A 24,463-nucleotide genomic window follows, 5' to 3' on the forward strand; every position below is an offset into this window, starting at 1 on the left:
AGTTTTAGGAGGGGTTAGTATGGCTGAGGAATTGAAAGTAATTGTATTTGGTCTAGGTAATGAAGAGTATGGAATTGAGGTAGACAAAGTAAAAACTATTGAAAGAATGTCTCCAATCACTAGAGTTCCGAAAACACCTTCATTCATTAAAGGCGTAATTAATTTACGTGGAATTGTTGTTCCAGTTCTTAACTTAAGTGGTCGTTTCAACCTTCCAGAAACGGAAGCTACAGAACATACTCGTATTATTGTAGTTGTTGTTAATGATATGGAAGTTGGATTTATTGTAGATGCTGCCAACGACGTTATTGATATTGATACTTCGACAATTGATTCTCCACCAGAAATTGTTGGAGGTATTCAAGCTAAATACTTAGATGGAATTGCAAAAATAGGTGAAGATAGACTGCTTATTATGTTGAATCTAACCGAAGTTTTGAATCGTTCAGAGCTTGTACAACTCGAACAGATAGAGGTGTAATCATTGACAAATTTCAACCGGTTTGAAGCGTTTGAACTTGATGTATTGAAGGAAGTAGGCAATATAGGAGCAGGTAATGCGGCTACAGCCTTGTCTACGTTATTGAACAAGCCGGTAGATATGTCGGTTCCAAGTGTAAGGCTCATGCCTTTTGAAGAAATAGCTGAACGTGTGGGCGGCTCCGAACAAGTTGTAGTTGCTGTGTTTTTACGTGTTGAAGGTGATGTTCCTAGTAATATGTTCTTTATTATTCAAGAGGAATATGCGCAGCAATTAATGAAACAACTTATACCACTTCAGCATGTTGATGATGGTATATATTCTGAAATGGAGTTATCAGTTTTATGCGAAATTGGTAATATTCTTGCAGGCTCTTATTTATCATCGTTGGCAGATTTCACAAAACTAGCTATGATGCCATCCGTTCCGATTGTTGCTCATGATATGGCTGGTGCTATTTTAAGTTATGGCATTATGCATTATGGACAAATGGGTGACTCTGCATTATTGATCGAAACGAAATTTATTGAAGATTGCAATACAATCGAAGGCCAATTCTTTCTCATTCCAGATCCAGATTCATTCCAAAAAATCTTTCAAGCTCTAGGGGTAGGTAGTCCATGATAAGCGATAAACTAATCAAAGTCGGTATGGCAGATTTGAATATCGCTAGCAATGGTGAGGTGTTAAAAACAACTGGATTAGGTTCATGTGTAGGATTAACCCTTTATGATCCGAGAAAGCATCTTGCCGGTATGGCACATGTTATGTTGCCATCTTCAAGTATTGCTAGAGAAAATCCAATCAACCTTGCAAAGTATTCGGATACAGCAATTCCTAGATTAATTGAGAGATTATTAGAACAAGGTGCAAGTATGAGCTCGCTTCAAGCGAAAATGGCTGGAGGCTCTCAAATGTTCAACTTACCTGGACAGAACGATACATTAAGAATTGGCCCTCGTAATGTCGAATCATGTTTAATGTTACTAGAGGAATATAAAATTCCATTACTGGCACAAGATACAGGTGGTAATTATGGCCGCACGATCGAAATTAGTAGTGATAGTGGTATTCTATCCATTCGTAGTGTCCAATTTGGAACAAAGGAGCTTTAAAATGTTTGGTACATGGCGTTGGAATCTCAGTTTTGGGGTATTTGGTTTTCTCTTGATCATGCTTTTCTCTCTAACAAATAATCCACTTATCACATCTCTTATTAGAGGTACCTATGCTTTAATAACTTTTTTTCTACTAGCTTATCCTGTGCGTTTTGTATGTGGTGTGATCATAAATCCCAATCAGGGAAAAGAGAATGCATTGCAAGAGGATGCTGATCAGTCGCTTAAAGGGACAACCGTCAATTTAGTGACACCTGATGAAGATGAAGATTTGAATGAAGTTTTGAGAGCACAAATGACACAAACAAAAACGTCTACTCCAAACGATGAAGTTACAGACACTCAAGATCTGAGCCAACAATTTCAACCATTGAAACCAACTCAGCTTGTAAATACTGACAAAATGGAATCTGAGGAATTGACAAAAGTAATACGTCATCTAACAGGAGAGTGATTCGATGAACGAGCAAAAAGCGCCTCATTTGACTAACATCGAATTGTGGCGAGCATGGAGAGAACAAGGTATTATAGACGCCAAAAAAGACCTCATCGAAAATTATTTACCGTTAGTAGAATATGTTACAAATAGAATGGCAATCGGCTTACCGAAAAATGTTATTAAGGAAGATTTAGCTAGTCATGGAGTAATGGGTTTAATTGATGCAATTGAGAAGTTTGATTATTTAAGAGGTTTACAATTCGAAACATATGCCTCATGGCGTATTAGAGGTTCTATTATTGATGGTTTGCGACAAGGTGATTGGGTGCCTCGTTCTGTAAGAGAAAAAGCTAAAAAGATTGAAGAAGCTTACCAAGTATTAGAACAGAGACATATGCGATCTATTACAGATGTGGAAGTATGTGAATTTCTCAATATTAATGAAAAAGAATTTGCTAATATGGTTCAAGATATTTCAGTTACTACTATTTTTTCACTAGAGGAACCACTACGAGAAGAAGAGTCAGAGACAAGAATGTCTCTTTTAATAGATCAAGGAGCTAAAAAACCTGAATCAACGGTTGACGATGTGTTTTTGGAACAAAGCTTGATGAAGGGCATCGACAGACTTACTGATAAAGAACGAACGGTTGTTTCATTGTTTTACTTTGAAGATTTGTCGTTAAGTGAAATCGCTGAAGTGATGTCACTATCACCTTCACGTATTTCTCAACTTCATTCAAAGGCAATACAGAGATTACGTGGGGTACTAGAACAGTACAAAGAACAATTATTTCAATCGTAGAGAGGAGAGCAGATATGGACAAACAAATTTTTGATGCCAACATTAATATCGAAATTTCTGCTGATAAGTTAACAGCTTTGTTAAATTTTCATTATATTTCCGATAACGTTTCGTATGAAGTTGCAGAACTAGACGAATATATTAGATCAAAAGGTATTGTCCATGGAATACTGTACGACAATTTGCGGTTAATAGCTAATGATCCTTTGGTCTATATGAAAAGAAAGATCGAAATAGCCAAAGGAACACCAGCTGGTAAAGGAATAGACGGTAAAGTTGAGTTTATTACTAAAATAAGAAAACAATCGGTATACGATGAATCGAGTGAATCAGAGACAATAGATTTCAAACAAATTAAGAAGCTTGATAATGTCAACAAAGGTCAGCTAATCGCACAATTAGTTCCTCCATCCTATGGACAACCTGGAATTAGTGTGAAAGGCGAACCGATTGATGCTACTCTAGGTAAATCTGCACGCTTTAAAGTAGGTAAAAATGTAGTGAAGAACGGCGAAGGAAATGCTCTATACTCTGCAATTGATGGATTAATCTCTATAACTGATCAAGAAAAAATTAATGTGTTCCCAGTATTTGAAGTAAATGGTGACGTTGATTATCGGATTGGTAATATCGATTTTGTTGGTACAGTTGTAATACGTGGAAATGTGCTTACAGGATTCAAAATAAAAGCAGTAGGTGATATTCGTGTAATTGGTGGCGTAGAAGGTGCTGACTTAGAATCTGAAGGCTCTATCGAAGTTACTGGCGGTATAATGGCTTCTGGTAAAGGACAGGTAAAAGCGAAAAACAACATTAAGTGTTCGTTCATACAAGATGCAAATCTTATTGCTGGTCAGAATATTACTGTTTCTCAAAGTATTATGCATTCTATCGTACGTGCCGGACATTCAGTAGAATGTAATAGCTCTAAAGGACTCATTGTAGGTGGGACAATTCAGGCAGGTGAAGGCGTTTCAGCAAGAACAATTGGTAATTCAATGTCTACAAATACGATTATCGAAGTTGGTGTTAATCCGACTTTGCGTGAGGAACAAGTAGAATTACGACATGCCATGAAAGAACACGCTGAAAACTTAGATCGAACTGAAAAAGCACTTGTTATTTTAGATCAAATGGCTGCTTCAGGGAAATTGACTCCTGATCGCTTTGCAATGAGACAAAAATTGATTAATACGAAGCAACAAACTGCAAACTCTGTTGCAGAGATGAAAGATCGACTATTTGAAATTGAGAAGTTGCTTGAAAATAGTGAGAAGGCAAGTGTAAGTGTTAAAAACACCGTTTATGGTGGTGTCAAAATCGTAATTGGAAGATATACTAGATATATCAAAGATAGTACTTCAAATATTTTATTCAAATATGAAGATGGAGAAATTGTTATGTTACCAATATATTAATACCAATCATATGAATTGGGGTGGTAAATATGGGCATCAATCCATTAAATCTCCAACTATCAGTACCGAGGACTCCTGAGATAAGTACGCTTCAACAACAGGCCATGCAGAGACCGGTAACAGAGCAGACAATTTTAGCTTCAAATGCCTTGAAACATACTGACGAACTAAGATCTGTAGCAAATTCGGTTGATGAGATTGACAAGGCTCTTATTCGTGACCAAGAACAGGCTAATCAACAGGAGCAAAAATCAAAAAAACAGAAAAAAAACGATACGCGTCTTGACCAAGAGTTAAGTGATGACAGCAAGCATCCGTATAAAGGCCATAGATTCGATATTCGACTATAATTCAGATTGATCAAGGCGGGATACACTATGCAATCTTGGCAATATATCGCTTTATTAGGAGCAGTTATTGCTGTTACAGCAGCGATATTACCAAAAAACAAGAAAAATCAAGCTGGTTCTAGTTCCAATCATGCTCAATTCGAGCAATTAGAAATGTCCTTCGAGCAATTTATGGAGAACATGGAGAAAGAGCATGATGGATTAGTTAAAATGCTTTCTAACTCTTTACAAACGATGCGCGAAGAGGACCGATTAAAGTCTGATCAAATTAAGCGACTAGAGAAGAAGTGCTCTGAGTTAGAGGAGCAACTATCTTCCCTTTCGCATGCAAACGTTGCTTTAGATACGAAAGTAACGCTGTTATCAGCTAATACATCTTTTACAAATCAAAGCTCGGCACAAGATATGAAAAATACTTCATTTGATTCACAGTTACAGCAGTTAAAACAAAATATTATACCAGAGAACAGTATACATAATCGTTATGTTGAATTGTTCGAATTATATGATAGTGGTAAGTCAGTTGAAGCCATTGCCAAAAAGCTTGGTAAAAACAAAGGTGAAGTTCAATTGATATTACAATTAGCAAAGCAAGAGGAGAATGCGCGTAATGCATAAACGATCCTTACTAATCGGTGTAGGAATTGGAATAATCATTGGTGCACTACTACTCCAACTATTTAATATTGGTGAAAATAGTCAAAAAAAACTTGATCAGATCAGCAATGAAATTGATAGTACTACACTTGATAGAGCTTCAGATAAACCTGAAACGACTTCGCAAGGTAAAGTAGTAGATGATGAGTCAAAAGTGGAAGGGGCAGTTGATTCAACCCCCTCAATTACTCCTGAGACAGAGATTGAGACTGACCTAAAAGCTCAGCAGCCTAGTACTACGACACCAGTTGACGAAGAACAAGTTGAACCTATTGCTTCTGATAAGCCAACAACACCTGAGGTAGAAGCATCTGAGCCTGCGAAACAGTATGTTTTGCGTGTTCATCCAGGTGCTACTGTCAACAAAACAGCTCAACTACTTGTAGATTACAATATTATTGAAGGTACAGCTTCTTTTGCAAAACTTCTCAAAGATCGTGATACGCAAATTAGAGCTGGTTACTTTTTAGTTGATGAAAATAGTACCGATGAGCAAATACGTAAGTTGTTATCTGGGGAACCTTTAACTGAAACAGAACGAAAAAAATATATTAATGTCGAAAAATTAACGTTAATCGAATAAAATCAATGTTTATTGTACATTTTAGGTTGATTCTGTAACCACGATATGGTATATTAATTTTCGGTGTTAAAAACACACGCTTATCAATCTTATTATTGGTGCTTTTGCTTTGCGAAAGTAATAATGAGAAATGCGATTAGCGGCGGACACAATAAAAAACCAAAACAGGAGGTGTTGAATATGGCGGTTATTTCCATGAAACAACTACTAGAAGCTGGTGTGCATTTCGGTCACCAAACTCGTCGTTGGAATCCTAAAATGGATCGTTATATCTTCACAGAAAGAAACGGAATTTACATTATCGATTTACAAAAAACAGTTAAGAAAGTTGATGAAGCATACAACTTTGTTAAATCAATCGCTGCTGATGGCGGTACTGTTCTTTTTGTAGGTACTAAGAAACAAGCTCAAGATTCTGTTAAAGAAGAAGCTGAGCGTTGTGGTAACTTCTTCATCAACCAACGTTGGTTGGGTGGTACTCTAACTAACTTCCAAACTATTCAAAAACGTATTGATCGTTTGAAACAGCTTGAGAAGTGGGAATTAGATGGTACTTATGAAGTTCTTCCTAAGAAAGAAGTTATCATTCTTAAGAAAGAACAAGATCGTCTAGAGAAATTCCTAGGCGGTATCAAAAACATGAAAAAACTTCCAAGCGCATTGTTTGTAATCGATCCTCGTAAAGAGCGTATTGCTGTTGCAGAAGCTCGCAAATTGGGTATCCCAATTGTAGGTATCGTTGATACAAACTGTGATCCAGACGAAATTGACTACGTTATTCCTGGTAATGACGATGCAATTCGTGCTGTTAAATTGCTTACTGCTAAAATGGCTGATGCGATTGTTGAAGCTAACCAAGGTGAGCAAACAACTGCTTAATTGCAGAGTTTGGGCATAACAACATAAACAACAAAGGGTGGTCAGATGGTGAAAACCTCTCACTACCCTTTTTTTGAACTAAAATACCATAGACGACTCTAGGAGGTTTTTTACATGGCAGTAGATGCGAAGGCAGTTAAAGAATTACGTGAAAGAACAGGGGCAGGAATGCTTGATTGCAAGAAAGCTCTAGAAGAAACAAACAATGATATCGAAAAAGCAATCGATTTCCTTCGTGAAAAAGGACTTGCGGCAGCAGCAAACAAAGCTGGTCGTCTAGCTTCTGAAGGTCTTGTTGAATCATACATCCACAGCAATGGTCGTATCGGCGTTCTAGTTGAAGTTAACTGTGAAACTGACTTCGTTGCGAAAACAGATCAATTCAAAGAATTCGTAAAAGATGTTGCAATGCATATTGCTGCTTCTAATCCGAAATTCGTTCGTCGTGAGGAAGTTTCTGCTGCAGAACTTGAGCATGAAAAAGAAATTCTTACTGCTCAAGCGCTTAATGAAGGAAAACCTGCTCATATCGTTGAAAAAATGGTTGAAGGTCGTATTTCTAAATATTATGAAGAATTCTGTTTGCTTGAACAGTCATTCATCAAAGATCCAGACAAAACAATCGCTACTCTTGTTAATGAAAAAATTAGCAAAATTGGTGAGAACATCTCCATTCGTCGCTTCGTTCGTTTTGAACTTGGTGAAGGTCTAGAGAAAAAAGTTGATAACTTCGCTGAAGAAGTTATGGCTCAAGTTAACCTTTAATCCGAACTCAAGTATAGAGGGGCGGGGCTTCTGCCCCGCCTTACTTGTATCATCGCAACAAAATTGAAGACCTCGTTAAAGAGGTGTAAGATGGAGGTATAAAAGTTGGAACATCCAGTATTTAAACGCATCGTATTGAAAGTTAGTGGTGAATCACTAGCAGGTCAAGAAGGATATGGAATTGAAGCATCAGTAATTTCTTCTATTGCAAGCCAAGTTAAAGAGGTAATCGCACTTGGTGTAGAAGTAGCAATCGTAGTTGGTGGCGGAAATATTTGGCGTGGTATCGCTGGTACTGCAAAAGGTATCGATCGTGCAACAGCTGATTACATGGGAATGTTAGCAACGGTTATGAATTCCTTAGCACTTCAAGACGCACTAGAGCAAATTGATGTACCAACTCGTGTACAAACATCAATCGCAATGCAACAAATTGCTGAGCCTTACATTCGTCGTCGTGCTATTCGTCACCTTGAAAAAGGTCGTGTAGTTATTTTTGCTGCAGGTACGGGTAACCCGTTCTTCTCGACAGATACAACGGCTGCACTTCGTGCTGCTGAAATCGAAGCAGAAGTTATTCTAATGGCGAAAAATAAAGTTGATGGCGTATACTCTGCTGATCCGTTCAAAGATGAAACAGCTGAGAAATTCGAAGAATTAACTTACATGGAAGTGTTGAATCGTAATCTTGGTGTTATGGATTCTACTTCAACTTCTCTATGTATGGATAACAATATTCCGCTTATCGTATTCTCGATCACAGAAAACGGCAACATTAAACGTGTCGTACTAGGTGAAAAGATCGGTACTATTGTAAAAGGGAGTGGGAAATAATGCCACAAGAGATTAAAAAGTCTGCTGAAGAAAGAATGGATAAAGCGATCGGTTCGCTGAAACGTGAATTTGCTACATTGCGTGCTGGAAAAGCTAGTCCAGCTCTTTTGGATCGTATTCAAGTTGAATACTATGGTACAATGACAGCATTGAATCAATTAGCAAACATCACAACTCCTGATTCTAGAACATTACTTATTCAACCTTGGGACAAATCATCAGTAAATGATATTGAACGTGCAATTATGAAGTCTGATGTAGGTATGACACCTTCTAATGACGGTGGTACTATTCGTTTGTCAGTACCTATGCTAACTGAAGAACGTCGTATGGAACTTGTGAAAACAGCGAAAAAAATAGCTGAAGAAGCAAAAGTTGCCATTCGTAATATTCGTCGTGATGCTAATGATAGTATTAAGAAACTTGAGAAATCTGAGATTTCAGAGGACGAATCAAAGCGTTATCAAGATGATGTTCAAAAACTTACAGATAAATTTATCTCTGAAAGTGATAAAGTATTAGCTACAAAAGAAAAAGAAATATTAGAAGTTTGATGTTAGTGCCCCTCCATAAGGTGGGGTTCTTTCAATAAATGGACAAAATTCTTTGATTTTGTTGGAGGGGAACTATTTGATTAAGCGTCTTTGGTCCAGAAAAGAAGAGAAATCTTCTATTTCAGAAGATGCCCTGAAATCCGATAATATTCCAGTTCACATTGCTATTATTATGGATGGTAACGGACGATGGGCTAAGAAAAAGGGACTTCCTCGAATTGCGGGACATCGTTCCGGTATGAAGACAGTGAAGCGTATTACGATGGCAGCTAGCAGTCTAGGTGTGAAATATTTAACGTTGTATGCTTTTTCTACTGAAAATTGGAAGCGCCCAAAAGAAGAAGTTGAATTTTTGATGAAGTTACCTCAACAATTTCTCGAAAGTGAAATCGAAGAGTTAATGGAAAATAATGTTCAAGTGCGTATGATGGGTGACGGAGAAAACCTTCCTATTCATACAAGAACAGCTGTAGAAGAAGCGATGCGAAAAACGGCTAATAATACTGGACTAGTGTTAAACTTTGCACTTAATTACGGCGGAAGACTTGAAATTATTGAAGCTGTAAAACAGGTAGCTGCTCAAGTAGTGAATAAGGAAATTAAACTTGATGATATTGACGAGGAAATTTTCTCCTCATATATGCAATCACAGCTAATGCCAGATCCAGATTTGCTAATTCGTACTAGTGGTGAAGTTAGATTAAGTAACTTTATGCTATGGCAATTGGCTTACAGCGAATTTTACTTCACAGATGTATATTGGCCTGCGTTTACTGAAGAGCATTTCACTGCAGCAATACAAGAATATCAACGGCGCGCTCGTCGTTTTGGCGGTGTGTAGCCTCATCATTCGAGGTGGAATTTTGTAATGAAGCAAAGAATTGTTACTGGTCTATTATTTGGTGCTTTTTTTATTGGTTTATTAATTGTAGGTGGTCCATTATATTCATCATTAGTTCTACTCATGGCTATAATCGGATTATTTGAATTCAGTCGAATGAATAAAATCAGCTGGAGTAACCCCATACATCTCATATCAATAATAGCTCTCTTGGCATTTGTATTCCCATTTGAACATTATGGAGTGAAATGGATTAGTGAACAAACGATCATATGGTTACTGATGTTTATTTTATTTGCGTTTACGGTATTATCTAAAAATAAGTATACGATTGATGAAGTAGCCGTAGGTTTTTTAGGTACAGTTTACATAGGCTTCGGCTTTGCGTCGATGATCGAAGTTCGTCTGCTTGAATTTAATGGCTTGTGGTGGAGTATTCTAGCGTTTTGTGTAATATGGGCTTCAGATATTGGAGCGTATTTCTTTGGACGTGCATTAGGGAAACATAAATTATGGCCATTAATTAGTCCTAACAAGACAGTCGAAGGAGCAATAGGCGGTGTAATTAGTTCCGTTATTGTTGCTGTCATTTTTGCTGCTTTTGCTCCTGAATTAATTGAAATATGGCGTGCTGTACTGATTGGTATTGTCGCTGCCGTAACCGGACAATTCGGTGATTTGATCCAATCAGCGTACAAGCGTGTTCGAGGAATTAAGGATATGGGAAATATTATGCCAGGTCATGGCGGGATAATTGATCGCACGGATAGCTGGATTATTGTTTTTCCGATATTAGTGTTAACACAACTTATTCCTGTCTAATGTGGAGGTAATGTCTTGAAAAAAATTTCACTACTAGGATCGACAGGATCAATTGGTACGCAAACTTTAGATGTTGTAGAACAGCATCCAGATAAATTTGAAATTATTGCACTTTCTGCTGGTAGCAATATTGAAAGATTAATTACACAAGCACAAAAGTTTCAACCGAAAGTAATAAGCGTTGCAACGAAAGAACTTGCAGAGCAATTGAAATTACATATTCCTCCTCATATTAAAGTTGTGTATGGAGAAGAAGGCTTAATAGAGGTGGCGACAGTTTCGGATGCTGAAATCGTTGTTACTGCTATTCTAGGAAGCCGTGGGTTGCCTGCTACTTTAGCAGCGATAGAAGAAGGTAAGACAATCGGACTTGCTAACAAAGAAACGCTTGTAACGGCAGGACACATCGTTATGGAGCGTGCTAAAGAAAAAGGGGTTTCGATTTTACCGATTGATAGCGAACATTCTGCTATTTTTCAATGCCTTAACGGTGAATCGATAAGTAGCATTGATCATATTACACTTACAGCTTCAGGCGGCTCTTTCCGTGATTTCACTAGAGAGCAACTAGCGAATGTAACAGTGGAACAAGCATTGAATCATCCGAATTGGTCAATGGGTGCAAAGATAACGATTGATTCCGCTACTATGGCTAATAAAGGTCTTGAAGTCATTGAAGCTCACTGGTTATTCAATCTTAGCTACGATCAGATTAAAGTCATTATACATCCAGAAAGTATTATTCATTCTTATGTTGAATTCAATGATCGGAGTGTCATTGCTCAACTAGGAATGCCTGATATGAGAGTGCCGATTCAGTATGCATTAACTTATCCAGATCGGATTCCGACTCGTACTGAACGATTGGATTTAGCCTCTATAAGTAGACTTAATTTCCGCCAAATGGATTTTGAGCGATATCCAATGTTAAGATTAGCTTTTGAATGTGGAAGAGCTGGTTTATCTGCTCCTACTGTTTATAATGCTGCGAATGAAATTGCAGTTGAGCGCTTCTTACGTGGGGAAATATCGTTTATTGCCATTGAACATGTTGTTGAGTCTGTTCTCTCACAACATCATAGCTGCAAAGTTGATAGTATTGAGGCCATCATTGCTGTCGATCAAGAAGCAAGATTAATTGCCGCGCGAATTTAATTGTGATTGGTAGTTCTCTTGTATCTCGCAGTAGAATAATGATAATCTATGTACAGGCCGTAACAACGGGAGGCTATGATAAAGTATGCAAATGATTCAAACGGTGCTATTAACGGTATTAGTGTTTTTCGTAATTGTAACGATTCATGAATGGGGCCATTATTATTTTGCAAAGCGTGCGGGGATTTTAGTAAGAGAATTCGCGATTGGCTTTGGTCCTAAATTGTTCTCGTTCAAACGTGGTGAGACGAAGTTTACGCTTCGTTTAGTTCCTGCTGGTGGCTATGTTCGTATGGCTGGTGAAGATCCTGAAATCGTTGAAGTACAGACGGGGCAGACGATAGCTGTAAGGTTAAAAGATGGAGTAGTACATCGTATCTACCTTGATCGTCTAGATGAACGTAGTGAAGCCATTCGTGGAGAAGTACTTTCAGTGGATTTAGAGCGCCAACTTCATATTGATCTTGATATTGATGGTGAAGTAGAGAAATATAGCATTCATCCACAAGCATTAGTTATTGCCAGAGGTAATGAAACGCAGATTGCCCCAATAGATCGTCATTTTTCTAGTAAAACAGTAGGCAAACGTGCTATGGCTATATTTGCTGGGCCGATGATGAACTTTATACTAGCATTCGTTTTATTTCTAGTTTATGTTCAGATGGCTGGAATTAAGGATAGCATTTTAGTTGGCGATATTCCTATACAAGAATCGCCAGCTGCTAAGGCAAATTTGCATGTTGGAGATAAAATAATTTCCGTAAATGGTGAAGTTATTGGCGCTGATTTTAGTAAAATGATTGATATTATTGCTGTGAATTCTAATAAACCATTAGATATTCAAATTGAACGTGATGGTGTAGCACAAAATATTCAAGTGACTCCACTTCCTGATGAAGCTGGTGATGGTAAAATCGGTGTTATTCCAAGCTATGGCACACGTTCTGCTGGTTTTAGTGAAACATTTACAGAAGCAGGCACAATAATGAAAGATATGACCGTTATGATCTTTGATGGTTTAAAGATGCTGGTCACTCTTCAATTTGATTTAGATGATCTAGGTGGCCCAGTCCGAACAGCTGAATTTACGGCTGAAGTTGCTCAACAAGGAATTGTGCAGTTGACGAGTTGGACTGCAGTTCTTAGTTTATACTTAGGGATATTTAATTTGTTACCGGTCCCAGCATTAGACGGTAGCAGATTGTTATTTATAGGATTAGAAGCTATTCGTCGTAAACCAATTAATCCGAATAAAGAGGCTTTTGTTCACTTTATCGGATTTGCGATGTTAATGTTATTAATGCTAGTCGTAACATATAATGATATTTTGAGATTAATTCGAGGGGAGTAATTCTAGCTCATGGCTAAGGATAAACAATTTGTAACAGAGATTACACCTCAATCTGAGGACTTTTCTAAGTGGTATATTGATGTAATTAAAAAAGCTGAACTAATGGATTATTCTCCAGTACGTGGTTGTATCATTTTCAGACCTGAGGGTTATGAACTATGGGAGAATATTCAGAAGGATCTTGATCGTAGGTTCAAAGAAACAGGACATAGAAATGCTTACTTCCCATTGTTCATTCCGGAAAGTTTCTTCCAAAAGGAGAAAGAACATGTCGAAGGTTTCAACCCTGAATTGCCATGGGTAACAGAAGCTGCAGGTGAAGTGCTTGAGGAACGTCTAGCGATTCGTCCTACTTCTGAAACGATGTTTGGACATATGTATTCTAAATGGATTCAATCTTATCGCGATCTTCCGGTTCTAATTAATCAATGGGCAAACGTAGTTCGTTGGGAGAAAAGAACACTTCCATTCCTTCGTACAAGTGAATTCTTATGGCAAGAAGGTCATACTGCGCATGAGAATGAAGAAGAAGCACGTCAAGAAACTCGTCAAATGCTTGATATTTATACGGAATTTGTAGAAGAATTCCTTGCGATTCCCGTTATAAAAGGCGAAAAAACACCATCTGAGCGTTTTGCTGGTGCAGTAGATACGTACTCTATCGAAGCAATGATGAAAGATGGTAAAGCAGTGCAAGCAGGTACATCTCATTATCTAGGTAGCAAGTTCGCTGTTGCATTTGATATTAAATATTTGGATCGTAACAATGAATTGCAATTCTGTCATACGACATCTTGGGGTGTAAGTACAAGGTTGATCGGAGCGTTAATTATGGTTCATGGTGATGATCGTGGTCTTGCATTACCGCCAAAGATTGCACCTACACAAGTGATTATGCTTCCTATTGGTCCTGCCAAAACTAGAGATGCTGTCGTTGGACGAGTAGATGAGTTATATGCTGAATTGAAAAAAGCAGGAATTCGTGTTCGCGTTGACGATCGTTCCGATGTTAGTCCCGGCTGGAAATTTAATGAATATGAAATGCGTGGTATCCCTGTTCGTCTAGAACTAGGACCTCGCGATATGGATAATGGACAAGTAATGCTTGTTTCTCGTATTACAGGTGAGAAGCGTGCTGTTCTTCAAGTAGATTTAGTTGCTGAAGTTGAGAAATTACTTGCAGAAACACAACAAGCGATGTTCGATCGTGCACTTGCATTCCGTCAAGAAAATTCTTATTCTGTGGATACACTTGATGAGATGAAAGCAGCGATGGAGAAAAAACGTGGCTTTGTTGAAGCTGGTTGGTGTGGTTCTGCTGCTTGTGAGAAAACAGTAAAAGATGAGACTGGTGCGACAAGTCGTAACATTCCTTTCGAGCCTGATACTCATAAAACTACGTGCTTGGTTTGTGGTGACAAAGCGAAACATACAGTTATTTTTGCAAGAGCATATTAATACAAGTTCAAAAAGCGGGCTTTCGCAAGCCGAGCAGGTGAAGCGCTACTTGAGAAAGGCGGAAGCGCAAGTGTACTTTATTGGTACACGCGAACCGTACTTTCCAAGTTCGCTTTTTGAACAACCTCTATAATGATCTAACGTCAGGAGTGGATAATGATGAACCATGCCGACGGTAAGCGTCAGCGCTTTGAGATGTTGTTAGAACAGTCAGGGCTGCCGCAGGAACTCATTCAAGCTTATTTCGAAGATGGGTACATTGATCAAGTCATCGTGAATAAGCACAACAATGATTGGACGTTTTGCATTCGCAAAACGTCCTTAGTTCCTTTACAGGCATATAATGGCTTAACACATCAAGTTCGCAAAAAGTTTGCTCATATTGCGAGTACTTCTTTTCAGTTTAACTATGATTCGATTGTTGAGACTGAAAATATTGTGATGCAATATTGGCCAGTATTTCTTGAGTGGGCTCAAAAAAATGTAGCCTCCGTTAATGGGTGGTTACAGAGAGCTGATATTGTAGCAGCGGATAAGTTGCTAACGATTGGATTAATGGATCATACAGGTTTAGAGCTGGCTAAAAAGAAGAAGATTGATGAAGAAGTGAGTAACTTCTATCAGTCCTATTTCGCACGAGAAATCGTTGTGAAGCTTAGTTTATCTGAAAGTAAGCAAGAAATCTATGAGCAATTCCGTGATGAAATTCAGCAAGAAGATAGTGAAGAGATATCACGTCTTATGGCTGAGGTGCCTGTTGTAGTTGAAGAAGAAGAGACAACAAGCAACGCAAGTGAAGAGGTCATACGTCTTGCAATTGGCTATGATATTCGTGATGAAGCTATTCCACTTATGAATATTGTAGATGAAGAAAAGAAAATTGCCGTGCAAGGTTCTGTTTTTGCATTAGATATGAAAGAGCTTCGTAATGGAAGTACATTATTTACATTTAATCTAACTGATTTCACCGACTCTTTGGCAATGAAAGTTTTTGCTAAGACGAAGGAAGATGTCAAGATTTTAAGCAAACTTAAAAATGGTAAATGGATTAAAGCGCGAGGAAAAGTAGAGTACGATCGCTTTATGCAAGAACCAGAATTAGTCATGATTCCTAACGATCTTCATGAAGTGAACGCACCACCTACTCGCATGGATTACGCGAAAGAAAAACGCGTGGAATTCCATCTTCATACAACAATGAGTACGATGGATGCCGTAACACATATTAGTGATTATGTAGCTATGGCAGCAAAATGGGGACATAAAGCGATCGCTGTAACGGATCATAGTAATATACAATGTTATCCAGACGCAGTGAAAGCTGCTAAGAAACATGATATGAAAGTAATGTTTGGTGTGGAAGCAAATTTAGTTAATGATGCTGTTCCAATCGTTCTAAATGCGCAAGAATTATCATTAGCAGATACAACTTATGTCGTATTCGATCTCGAGACTACTGGATTATCTGTTATTAACAACAAAATCATTGAAATTGCTGGTGTACGAATGAAAGGCGGAGAAGAAATTGACCGTTTTGCTTCATTTATTAATCCTCATCAAAGAATTCCGTACAATATTCAGCAATTAACGAATATAACAGATGATATGGTAGCTGATGCACCTGAGCTTGAGCCGACTTTAAAGGCGTTTATTGAATATATCGGTGATGATGTACTGGTTGCTCATAATGCTCGCTTTGACATTGGCTTTATTCAAGCTAATTGTAAAACATTAGGTTTCCCAGAAGTGAAAAATCCAGTGCTTGATACGCTAGAACTAGCCCGTTTAATTTACCCAACTATGAAAAATCATCGTTTGAATACGTTAGCAGATAAATATAAGGTTAGTCTTGACAACCATCACCGCGCCATCGATGATACGATTGCTTTAGGTGGCATATTGAATGGATTAATTAAAGATGCATTAGAAAGAAATATTGTTAAACTTACTCAGCTTAATGATTATGTGGGACTTGATCTTTCTAATGTGAGACCATTCCATTCATCTGTCTATGCACTAAATGCAGTAGGTAAGAAGAATTTGTTCAAATTGATTTCTCTTTCACACACAGAACATTTCAAAAAAGTAGCTACTATCCCTAAAAGTAAGTTACTTGCACATCGAGAAGGACTACTCGTAATGTCCGGCTGCGAAAAGGGTGAATTTTTCGAGACGGTGCTTAATAAGTCCCAAGAGGAAGCTGAAGAAGTTGCTCAATTCTACGACGTTCTAGAAATTCAGCCATTAGATTTCTACATGCATCTTGTAGAAAAAGGCCTTGTAGGCTCACGAGCTGATATAGAACAAGCGTTAAGACGCATCTATCAAATCGGAATTAAACTGAACAAACCAGTGATTGCTACCGGTAATGTTCATTACCTTAATCCAATGGATAAAATATATCGAGACATAACAATTCTTGGTATTACAGGCTTTAGCCCACTGAAGAGTATGCGTAAGCCAGATGCCCATTTCCGGACAACAGATGAAATGTTGAAGGAATTTTCATTCCTAGGTGATGAGATTGCTTACGAAGTGGTCGTAACGAATACAAATGAATTGGCTGATCGTTTTGAATCGTACAGCATGTTCCCAAGTGAGTTATTTACTCCAAATATAGATGGCGCAGATGATGATATACGCAATATATGTTATGATACGGCCAAATCAATGTATAGCGATCAACTCCCACAAGTTGTTATTGATCGCCTAGAGAAAGAGCTTGTTCCGATTATTAAGTACAAGTTTTCTGCCAACTATTTGATATCGATGAAACTTGTTAAAAAGTCGAATGCAGACGGTTATCTTGTAGGCTCACGGGGTTCAGTAGGTTCTTCAGTCGTAGCGATGTTTCTCGGTATTTCTGAAGTTAACCCATTACCAGCGCATTATTTATGTCTCAATTCTGATTGTAGACATAGCGAGTGGTTTTTAGATGGTAGTATACCTAGTGGTTTTGATTTGGTTAATAAGGATTGTCCTCATTGTGGAAAACCAATGAAAGGTGAAGGGCAAGATATTCCTTTCGAAACTTTCTTAGGATTTAAGGGAGATAAGGTTCCCGATATCGATCTCAACTTCTCAGGTGATTACCAGCCGATTGCTCATAACTATACGAAAGAATTGTTTGGCGAAAAAAATGTATTCCGTGCCGGTACGATAGGTACAGTTGCGGAAAAAACGGCCTATGGTTTTGCTAAGAAATACGAGGAAGAGCATGGGAAGAAATGGCGTGGAGCTGAAGTTGTTCGTTTAGCAAGTGGTTGTACTGGTGTGAAAAGAAGTACAGGTCAGCATCCAGGGGGAATTGTAGTTGTTCCTGATTATATTGAAGTTGAGGACGTTACTCCTGTTCAATTCCCAGCTGATGATGTAAATGCTGAATGGAAAACAACACATTTTGACTATCACGCATTTGATGAAAACTTACTAAAACTTGATATACTTGGTCATGATGATCCAACGATGATGCGTATGTTACAGGATCTTACAGGTGTAGATCCTACAACGATTCCGATGAATGACCAGAAAGTTATGAGTTTGTTCAACTCAACAGATGCTATTGATGTTACCTCTCATCAAATTCGATCACAAGTGGCCACGTACGGGGTACCAGAGATGGGAACGAAGTTTGTTAGACAAATGCTTCATGAAACGCAGCCTTCAAGTTTTGCCGATCTACTCCAAATCTCAGGACTATCACATGGTACTGGCGTTTGGCTAGGGAATGCTCAAGAATTAATTAAAAATGGGACATGTAACATTAAGACAGTTATCGGCTGTCGTGATGATATTATGTTGTTCTTGATTTATAAAGCTGGTATGGATGCTTCGCTTGCCTTCAAAATTACAGAGAGTGTACGTAAAGGTAAAGGATTAACACCTGAATGGATTCAAGATATGAAAGATTGTAATGTACCTCAATGGTATATTGATTCTTGTCTACGAATCGAGTACATGTTCCCGAAAGCCCATGCGGCAGCGTATGTTATATCGGCAGTACGCACGGCATATTTCAAGATTTATTATCCTATTGAATTTTATGCTACTTACTTCACGGTTCGTGCTGATGATTTTGATCTTGAGTTGTTATGTCAAGGTTATGATGCCATTTTCAAGAAGATTGAAGAGATCGAAGGTAAAGGTTTTAGTGCAACACCGAAAGAGAAAAGTATGCTTTCGCAACTTGAAATGTCTCTTGAAATGACTGCACGTGGTTTTACGTACAAACCGATTGATATTTATCGTTCAGACGCGGAGAAATTCCAAATTGAAGGTAATTCACTAATTCCTCCTTTTGCAGCAGTTGGTGGTATTGGTATTAATGCTGCACGAAATATTGCTGCGGCAAAAGCTGATGGTGAGTACCTTTCAATTGAAGATTTCCAGATGAGAACAAAAGCTTCCAAGACGATTATTGAGTTATTAACGACGATGGGATGTTTTAGAGGGTTGCCTGAGTCAAACCAACTATCACTATTCTAACCTTGAATCCTCATTGTAATAGATAGTTAAAAGGATTACCTAGATAACGATGTTCTAGAGACATCTTATTCGGTGTCGAATAGTAAATGGGCTTGAGAAGTTGAGTACTTTCGAGCTATACTAAGTATAAATGAACGTTCTTATTCGATATGTAGCGCTTCATCTACTCGACTTTTACAAGTCCACTTGTGTACTTACACTGTAAGCAACTAGAAATCATTTCTTGTCACTAGTATACGATTATGATATAATTTTTGTGGCAATGATGTTGATAAGACATTTGTGATCAAAGAGTGGGGAAACCCACTCTTTATGTGTTGTTTAACCCAAAAATCATTTATTCGAGTAATTGAGGTATAGCTTCCAACAACATTATGTTTGTGGAAGTAATATTAGATTATAGATGAATATTTTTAGATTTCACATTAGATATGATAAGTTTTAGGAGGAACAATATTTGAGTACATCAGCGATCAACACCGCAATTGAGGCTATGGTATCACCTTTTCTCAATGAAAATGGATTTGAATTGGTCGATATTGAATACATAAAGGAAGGTGGCAATTGGTTTCTACGCATATTTGTAGATAAAGAAGGCGGCATCGACATCGATGAGTGCGTTCGTATTAGCGAATATGTGAGTGAGCAACTTGATACTCATGAACCAATATCAGGCGCTTATTTCCTTGAAGTCTCCTCACCTGGTGTGGAGAGACCACTTAAAAAACCTAAAGATGTTGAAAAATCAATAGGTAAAAATGTCTTTGTTACCACTTATGAACCTGTAGATGGTATGAAGGAATTTGAAGGTCAACTTATTGCATTTGATGGTGAAGAGCTTACAGTTCGTGTAGGCAAGAAAGAGTATACAGTACCATATGCGAAAGTTGCGAGCGCTCGCCTTGCAATTATTTTCTAATGGTTTATTAGATGAAAGGGGGAACAAGGTTCCAATGAGTATGGATTTTATTGAGGCGCTACAAGAGATTGCGAAAGACAAAGGGATCTCCCAAGAAGTGCTTTTAGATGCGATTGAAGCTGCACTTATTTCAAGTTATAAGAGAAACTTCAATACAGCACAGAATGTTAGAGTAGAGATTAACCGTCATAACGGAATCATTAAAGTATATGCACGTAAAAATGTTGTAGAGGATGTACTTGATTCCAGATTAGAAATTGCAGTAGATGCAGCACGTGAAGTTAACCCACATTATCAACTAGATGATGTTGCGGAGATTGAGGTTACCCCTCGTGATTTTGGTCGTATCGCTGCACAAACAGCTAAGCAAGTCGTTACACAACGTATTCGTGAAGCTGAGCGTGGACTAATCTATAATGCATTTATCGATAAAGAGGAAGACATCGTAACTGGCCTTGTACAGAGACAAGATACACGTAATTTATTTGTTGATTTAGGTAAAGTTGAGGCAGTATTGCCGCTGACAGAATTAATGCCGACAGATAAATTCAAGCATCTTGATCGTGTGAAGGCTTTTATTACGAAGGTGGAAAATACGACTAAGGGTCCGCAAATTATTCTTTCTCGTACACATCCTGGTCTTTTGAAACGTCTATTCGAACTCGAAGTGCCTGAAATTTATGATGGCGTCGTTGAAATTCGTTCTGTAGCGCGTGAAGCAGGCTTCAGATCTAAAATTGCTGTATACTCACGTAACGGTGAAGTAGATCCAGTAGGATCTTGTGTAGGCCCCAAAGGTTTACGTGTTCAAACGATCGTAAACGAGCTGAAAGGCGAGAAAATCGACATTGTACGTTGGTCAGATGATGTTGCGGAATATGTTGCTAACGCACTTAGTCCTTCTAAAGTCATTGAAGTGAACGTATTTGAACAAGAAAAAATGGCTCGTGTCATTGTTCCTGATTATCAATTATCATTGGCAATCGGAATTAAAGGTCAAAACGCTCGTCTTGCTGCAAAATTAACTGGTTGGAAAATTGACATTAAGTCAGAGACACAAGCAGAGCAAGAATATGGACGTCCAAAAACGACTCAAGATGTTATGCATCAAGATTCCGTTTCCATCGACTAATTGAATCAGAATGAATGGAGGGTGTGCGATGAGACCAAGAAAAGTACCGCTTCGCAAATGCGTTGCTTGTCAAGAAATGATGTCGAAGAAGGAACTGATTCGGGTCGTGCGGACACCGAATGATGAAGTTCTGATTGACCTAAGTGGAAAAAAATCCGGACGAGGTGCTTATCTGTGTGGAAAAGTAACTTGCTTCAAGTTAGCTAAAAAGAGCAAAGCACTTGACCGTGCATTAAAGCAACCGGTTGGAGAAGAAATATACGATCAATTAGAACAAGATTTTATTAAGCTAGAAGATGAGTTCATCGCGAATAAGGAGCTAACAATCGAATGAAAATAAATAAAGCCTTGTCTGCGCTAGGAATGGCGATGAGAGCCGGAAAGTTAGCTACTGGTGATGAAATTGTTCTGAAAGCTGTTCGTGCTGGAAAAGCAAAATTAGTTATAGTTGCTGGAGATGCTTCAGAAAACACGAAAAAGAAATTTTCAGATAAATGTGGCAGTTACGGTGTGAAGCTGGTTGAAGCTTACGATAGAGAAAGCTTAGGTAGAGCAATCGGAAAGCCTGATCGTGTTATTATTGCAGTTACTGACGTGCAATTTGCTCAATTGATTGCAGGTCATTTAAGCCAAAAAACGGAGGTGGATCTTACTTGAGTAATAAACTAGAGGGTAAGGAAAATAAAGACAAGCTGCGCGTATACGAGTATGCAAAATCCGTTGATATGAGCAGTAAGGAAATTATCACCATTCTTAAAAGGCTAGATTTACCTGTAAACAACCATATGAGTGTCATGGAAAACCAAATGGTATCTAAAGTTGAAGGTTTTTTCCGTGAAATCAAAGAAAATGCAGCAGTGAAACGATCGAATGCTGAGTCATCAGCAGCGAAGGTAAAATCGGCAAAAACAACAACAGAATCTACACAAGACAAAAAGGAATTCTCGCAAGAGAACAGACAGGGGACAATGAATTCTATTAATACTAACGATAATCAGAAACGTGAGGAAAAACCAGAAGTAACGAATACTCCTTCACGTCCAACACAATCAACACCATCAAATAGCCAAGGGGCTAGAGAGCAACAACCAAGAAGTCAAAGTTCAAGCCAAAGTAGACCACAAAGCAGCCAAAGTGGTAGTCGTCCACAAGGTAGCGGACAAAGCCGTCCACAAGGTCAAGGAAGTAGCCAATCTCGTCCACAAGGACAAGGTCGTCCACAAGGTAGCGGTCAATCTCGCCCTCAAGGACAAGGTAGCAATCAAAGTCGTCCACAAGGACAATCTGGTGGCGGAAATCGTCCACAAGGTAGTGGCCAAGGTGGTCAATCCCGTCCTTATAATAACAACGGAGGTCAATCCTCTGGTAATCGTCCACAAGGCGGAGGTCAATCTTCATCAAACCGTCCTACTAGTGGTGGCCAAAATCGTTCAAGCTCGAGTTCACCTGCACCATCTCGTGCATTTGAGTCTCGTTTTGATAGTTCTCGTACAACTACTGATCGTAACTCGAACTCAAATTCAAATTACAAGGGTAGAAATAGCAATAATCGTTTTGAAGATGGTAAATCAGGTTCTAACTTCAGAAACGGTCGTAATAACAAAGGTCGCGGTGGTAGAAATAATCATCAAAACCAACCTCCTCGTGAGAAAATTGATAACACACCTAAGAAAATTATCGTTCGCGGTACATTAACAGTTGGTGAACTGGCAAAACTATTGCATAAGGATGCTTCAGAAGTTATTAAAAAACTTCTATTCTTGGGCGTAATGGCTACCATTAACCAAGAAGTTGATATGGATGCAATTATGTTGATCGCTACAGAATATGGTGTAGAAGTAGAAGTGAAAATTCCGGTTGAGGAAGATAACTTCGAAACGTTTGAAGAAGTAGATGATGATGCTGATCTAGTATCTCGTCCACCAGTTGTTACAATTATGGGTCACGTTGACCATGGTAAAACAACTTTACTTGACTCTATCCGTAAAACGAATGTAACGACTGGCGAAGCAGGCGGTATCACGCAACACATCGGTGCTTATCAAGTTGAGATTAATAACAAAAAGATTACATTCTTAGATACTCCAGGTCACGAAGCGTTCACATTGATGCGTGCTCGTGGAGCTCAAGTAACAGATATTACAATTATCGTTGTTGCTGCTGATGACGGCATTATGCCTCAAACAATTGAAGCAATAAGCCATGCGAAAGCTGCTGGAGTTCCAATTATCGTTGCGGTTAACAAAATTGATAAACCAGATGCGAATATAGATAAAATTAAACAAGAGATGACTGAATATGAACTAGTTCCAGAAGAATGGGGCGGAGATACAATCTTCGTAGAAGTTTCTGCGAAACAACGTATCGGTATTGAAAATCTTCTTGAAATGATTTTGCTAGTTGCAGAAATGAATGAATTTAAAGCAAATCCTAACAAACGTGCTCGTGGTACTGTAATTGAGGCCGAACTTGATAAAGGTAAAGGTCCAGTCGCACGTATTCTAGTTCAATCTGGTACGTTAAAAGTTGGAGATGCATTTGTTGCAGGTAACTGCTTCGGTCGTGTAAGAGCAATGGTGAATGATAAAGGTCGTCGCTTAAAAGAAGCAGGTCCTTCGACTCCTGTTGAAATTACAGGTCTTACAGAGGTTCCTCTTGCTGGTGATCCATTCATGGTGTTCGAAGATGAGCGTAAAGCCCGTGCAATTGCTGATCGTCGTGCTATCAAACATCGTCAATCTGAAATTGGTGCAAACACTCGTGTTACACTTGAGGACTTGTATACACAAATTAAAGAGGGCGAGATGAAAGATCTTCACGTTATCATTAAATCCGATGTTCAAGGTTCTGCAGAGGCGCTGAAAGGTTCTCTTGCGAAAATTGATGTTGAGGGCGTTCGCGTGAAAATCATTCATAGTGGTGCAGGTGCGATCACTGAATCTGATGTTAACTTGGCATCTGCTTCTAATGCTATCGTTATTGGATTTAACGTTCGTCCAGAGCCACAAGCTGAATATGCAATTGAACAAGAAAAAGTTGATGTTCGTCTTCACACAATTATCTATAAGATTATTGATGAAATCGAGCAAGCAATGAAGGGTCTTCTAGATCCAATATACAAAGAAGTTATTACAGGTCACGCTGAAGTTCGTAATATCTTCAAAGTGACAAAAGTTGGTTCAATCGCTGGTTGTATGGTTACTGATGGTAAAATGGTTCGTAACGGAGAAGCACGCGTTATCCGTGATGGCATCGTAGTCTATACAGGTAAAATTGAGTCCTTGAAACGTTTCAAAGATGATGCTAAAGAAGTTACAACAGGTTTCGAATGCGGTATAACACTTGATCGCTTTAACGATGTTAAAGAATCAGATATTATCGAGTCATTTGTTATGGAGACAGTTGAGAGGTGATTAA

The 24,463-nt window shown here is 38.5% G+C and carries 24 protein-coding genes; all 24 read left to right on the forward strand.

Annotated elements, in window-relative coordinates:
* Window positions 1–19 precede the first annotated feature (19 nt).
* The 24 genes from NAG76_16545 to infB all read left to right on the forward strand — a co-directional run bounded on the left by NAG76_16545 (window position 20) and on the right by infB (window position 24,459).
* Window positions 20–481 carry a chemotaxis protein CheW gene (locus NAG76_16545; GenBank protein URN93429.1) on the forward strand — a complete coding sequence of 154 codons (462 nt, stop codon included), beginning with the start codon at window positions 20–22 and terminating at the stop codon, window positions 479–481.
* Window positions 482–484: 3 nt separating this feature from the next.
* A complete protein-coding gene (locus tag NAG76_16550) occupies window positions 485–1,105 on the forward strand; it encodes a chemotaxis protein CheC (protein ID URN93430.1) in 621 nt (206 codons plus the stop codon).
* Complete coding sequence (locus NAG76_16555) at window positions 1,102–1,596, forward strand: chemotaxis protein CheD (protein ID URN93431.1); 495 nt, start codon at window positions 1,102–1,104, stop codon at window positions 1,594–1,596. Before NAG76_16550 ends, NAG76_16555 begins: the two co-directional genes overlap by 4 nt.
* 1 nt (window position 1,597) lies before the next feature.
* Complete coding sequence (locus tag NAG76_16560; protein URN93432.1) at window positions 1,598–2,053, forward strand: hypothetical protein; 456 nt, start codon at window positions 1,598–1,600, stop codon at window positions 2,051–2,053.
* Between the two features lie 4 nt (window positions 2,054–2,057).
* On the forward strand, window positions 2,058–2,843 hold the full coding sequence (locus NAG76_16565; GenBank protein ID URN93433.1) for a FliA/WhiG family RNA polymerase sigma factor: 786 nt from the start codon (window positions 2,058–2,060) through the stop codon (window positions 2,841–2,843).
* A gap of 14 nt (window positions 2,844–2,857) precedes the next feature.
* On the forward strand, window positions 2,858–4,261 hold the full coding sequence (locus NAG76_16570) for a FapA family protein (protein ID URN93434.1): 1,404 nt from the start codon (window positions 2,858–2,860) through the stop codon (window positions 4,259–4,261).
* 29 nt (window positions 4,262–4,290) lie between these two features.
* Window positions 4,291–4,611 (forward strand): hypothetical protein, encoded by a 321-nt coding sequence (locus NAG76_16575; protein URN93435.1) that lies wholly within the window; start codon window positions 4,291–4,293, stop codon window positions 4,609–4,611.
* Between the two features lie 27 nt (window positions 4,612–4,638).
* Window positions 4,639–5,229, forward strand: a complete 591-nt coding sequence (locus NAG76_16580; protein ID URN93436.1) for a hypothetical protein — start codon at window positions 4,639–4,641, stop codon at window positions 5,227–5,229.
* The gene (locus tag NAG76_16585) at window positions 5,222–5,851 is read left to right on the forward strand and encodes a hypothetical protein (GenBank protein ID URN93437.1); all 630 of its coding nucleotides are present in this window, start codon (window positions 5,222–5,224) and stop codon (window positions 5,849–5,851) included. Before NAG76_16580 ends, NAG76_16585 begins: the two co-directional genes overlap by 8 nt.
* 180 nt (window positions 5,852–6,031) lie before the next feature.
* A complete protein-coding gene (gene rpsB, locus NAG76_16590) occupies window positions 6,032–6,730 on the forward strand; it encodes a 30S ribosomal protein S2 (protein ID URN93438.1) in 699 nt (232 codons plus the stop codon).
* A gap of 114 nt (window positions 6,731–6,844) precedes the next feature.
* Window positions 6,845–7,495 carry a translation elongation factor Ts gene (tsf, locus tag NAG76_16595; protein URN93439.1) on the forward strand — a complete coding sequence of 217 codons (651 nt, stop codon included), beginning with the start codon at window positions 6,845–6,847 and terminating at the stop codon, window positions 7,493–7,495.
* A 105-nt stretch (window positions 7,496–7,600) separates the two neighbouring features.
* Window positions 7,601–8,329: a UMP kinase gene (gene pyrH, locus NAG76_16600; GenBank protein ID URN93440.1), complete on the forward strand. Its 729-nt coding sequence runs from the start codon at window positions 7,601–7,603 to the stop codon at window positions 8,327–8,329.
* Window positions 8,329–8,883: a ribosome recycling factor gene (gene frr / locus NAG76_16605; GenBank protein URN93441.1), complete on the forward strand. Its 555-nt coding sequence runs from the start codon at window positions 8,329–8,331 to the stop codon at window positions 8,881–8,883. The genes pyrH and frr overlap by 1 nt, the downstream gene beginning before the upstream one ends.
* Before the next feature lie 118 nt (window positions 8,884–9,001).
* Window positions 9,002–9,724 (forward strand): isoprenyl transferase, encoded by a 723-nt coding sequence (locus tag NAG76_16610; GenBank protein URN96865.1) that lies wholly within the window; start codon window positions 9,002–9,004, stop codon window positions 9,722–9,724.
* Between the two features lie 27 nt (window positions 9,725–9,751).
* On the forward strand, window positions 9,752–10,546 hold the full coding sequence (locus NAG76_16615; GenBank protein ID URN93442.1) for a phosphatidate cytidylyltransferase: 795 nt from the start codon (window positions 9,752–9,754) through the stop codon (window positions 10,544–10,546).
* 15 nt (window positions 10,547–10,561) lie between these two features.
* Window positions 10,562–11,701, forward strand: a complete 1,140-nt coding sequence (locus tag NAG76_16620) for a 1-deoxy-D-xylulose-5-phosphate reductoisomerase (protein URN93443.1) — start codon at window positions 10,562–10,564, stop codon at window positions 11,699–11,701.
* Window positions 11,702–11,786: 85 nt separating this feature from the next.
* The gene (gene rseP, locus NAG76_16625) at window positions 11,787–13,052 is read left to right on the forward strand and encodes an RIP metalloprotease RseP (GenBank protein ID URN93444.1); all 1,266 of its coding nucleotides are present in this window, start codon (window positions 11,787–11,789) and stop codon (window positions 13,050–13,052) included.
* Between the two features lie 9 nt (window positions 13,053–13,061).
* Window positions 13,062–14,510, forward strand: a complete 1,449-nt coding sequence (proS, locus tag NAG76_16630; GenBank protein URN93445.1) for a proline--tRNA ligase — start codon at window positions 13,062–13,064, stop codon at window positions 14,508–14,510.
* 159 nt (window positions 14,511–14,669) lie between these two features.
* A complete protein-coding gene (locus NAG76_16635) occupies window positions 14,670–18,995 on the forward strand; it encodes a PolC-type DNA polymerase III (GenBank protein ID URN93446.1) in 4,326 nt (1,441 codons plus the stop codon).
* A gap of 457 nt (window positions 18,996–19,452) precedes the next feature.
* Window positions 19,453–19,914: a ribosome maturation factor RimP gene (rimP, locus tag NAG76_16640; protein ID URN93447.1), complete on the forward strand. Its 462-nt coding sequence runs from the start codon at window positions 19,453–19,455 to the stop codon at window positions 19,912–19,914.
* Between the two features lie 34 nt (window positions 19,915–19,948).
* Complete coding sequence (nusA, locus tag NAG76_16645; GenBank protein URN93448.1) at window positions 19,949–21,046, forward strand: transcription termination factor NusA; 1,098 nt, start codon at window positions 19,949–19,951, stop codon at window positions 21,044–21,046.
* Window positions 21,047–21,074: 28 nt separating this feature from the next.
* Entirely contained in the window at window positions 21,075–21,380 is a 306-nt protein-coding gene (locus NAG76_16650; GenBank protein URN93449.1) for a YlxR family protein, read from the forward strand.
* A complete protein-coding gene (locus NAG76_16655; protein ID URN93450.1) occupies window positions 21,377–21,703 on the forward strand; it encodes a ribosomal L7Ae/L30e/S12e/Gadd45 family protein in 327 nt (108 codons plus the stop codon). The genes NAG76_16650 and NAG76_16655 overlap by 4 nt, the downstream gene beginning before the upstream one ends.
* Window positions 21,704–21,771: 68 nt before the next feature.
* The gene (gene infB, locus NAG76_16660) at window positions 21,772–24,459 is read left to right on the forward strand and encodes a translation initiation factor IF-2 (GenBank protein URN96866.1); all 2,688 of its coding nucleotides are present in this window, start codon (window positions 21,772–21,774) and stop codon (window positions 24,457–24,459) included.
* The last annotated feature ends 4 nt before the right edge of the window (window positions 24,460–24,463 follow it).

The organism is Candidatus Pristimantibacillus lignocellulolyticus (assembly GCA_023639215.1).
GTDB classification, from domain to species: domain Bacteria; phylum Bacillota; class Bacilli; order Paenibacillales; family Paenibacillaceae; genus Pristimantibacillus; species Pristimantibacillus lignocellulolyticus.

Excerpts from the sequence above, each read along its gene's own strand:
- NAG76_16545 (URN93429.1), top strand. The coding sequence starts at position 20 with ATGGCTGAGGAATTGAAAGTAATTGTATTTGGTCTAGGTAATGAAGAG.
- NAG76_16555 (URN93431.1), top strand. The coding sequence starts at position 1,102 with ATGATAAGCGATAAACTAATCAAAGTCGGTATGGCAGATTTGAATATC.
- NAG76_16560 (URN93432.1), top strand. The coding sequence starts at position 1,598 with ATGTTTGGTACATGGCGTTGGAATCTCAGTTTTGGGGTATTTGGTTTT.
- NAG76_16565 (URN93433.1), top strand. The coding sequence starts at position 2,058 with ATGAACGAGCAAAAAGCGCCTCATTTGACTAACATCGAATTGTGGCGA.
- NAG76_16570 (URN93434.1), top strand. The coding sequence starts at position 2,858 with ATGGACAAACAAATTTTTGATGCCAACATTAATATCGAAATTTCTGCT.
- NAG76_16575 (URN93435.1), top strand. The coding sequence starts at position 4,291 with ATGGGCATCAATCCATTAAATCTCCAACTATCAGTACCGAGGACTCCT.
- NAG76_16580 (URN93436.1), top strand. The coding sequence starts at position 4,639 with ATGCAATCTTGGCAATATATCGCTTTATTAGGAGCAGTTATTGCTGTT.
- NAG76_16585 (URN93437.1), top strand. The coding sequence starts at position 5,222 with ATGCATAAACGATCCTTACTAATCGGTGTAGGAATTGGAATAATCATT.
- rpsB (URN93438.1), top strand. The coding sequence starts at position 6,032 with ATGGCGGTTATTTCCATGAAACAACTACTAGAAGCTGGTGTGCATTTC.
- tsf (URN93439.1), top strand. The coding sequence starts at position 6,845 with ATGGCAGTAGATGCGAAGGCAGTTAAAGAATTACGTGAAAGAACAGGG.
- frr (URN93441.1), top strand. The coding sequence starts at position 8,329 with ATGCCACAAGAGATTAAAAAGTCTGCTGAAGAAAGAATGGATAAAGCG.
- NAG76_16615 (URN93442.1), top strand. The coding sequence starts at position 9,752 with ATGAAGCAAAGAATTGTTACTGGTCTATTATTTGGTGCTTTTTTTATT.
- rseP (URN93444.1), top strand. The coding sequence starts at position 11,787 with ATGCAAATGATTCAAACGGTGCTATTAACGGTATTAGTGTTTTTCGTA.
- proS (URN93445.1), top strand. The coding sequence starts at position 13,062 with ATGGCTAAGGATAAACAATTTGTAACAGAGATTACACCTCAATCTGAG.
- NAG76_16635 (URN93446.1), top strand. The coding sequence starts at position 14,670 with ATGAACCATGCCGACGGTAAGCGTCAGCGCTTTGAGATGTTGTTAGAA.
- nusA (URN93448.1), top strand. The coding sequence starts at position 19,949 with ATGAGTATGGATTTTATTGAGGCGCTACAAGAGATTGCGAAAGACAAA.
- NAG76_16650 (URN93449.1), top strand. The coding sequence starts at position 21,075 with ATGAGACCAAGAAAAGTACCGCTTCGCAAATGCGTTGCTTGTCAAGAA.
- NAG76_16655 (URN93450.1), top strand. The coding sequence starts at position 21,377 with ATGAAAATAAATAAAGCCTTGTCTGCGCTAGGAATGGCGATGAGAGCC.
- infB (URN96866.1), top strand. The coding sequence starts at position 21,772 with ATGAGCAGTAAGGAAATTATCACCATTCTTAAAAGGCTAGATTTACCT.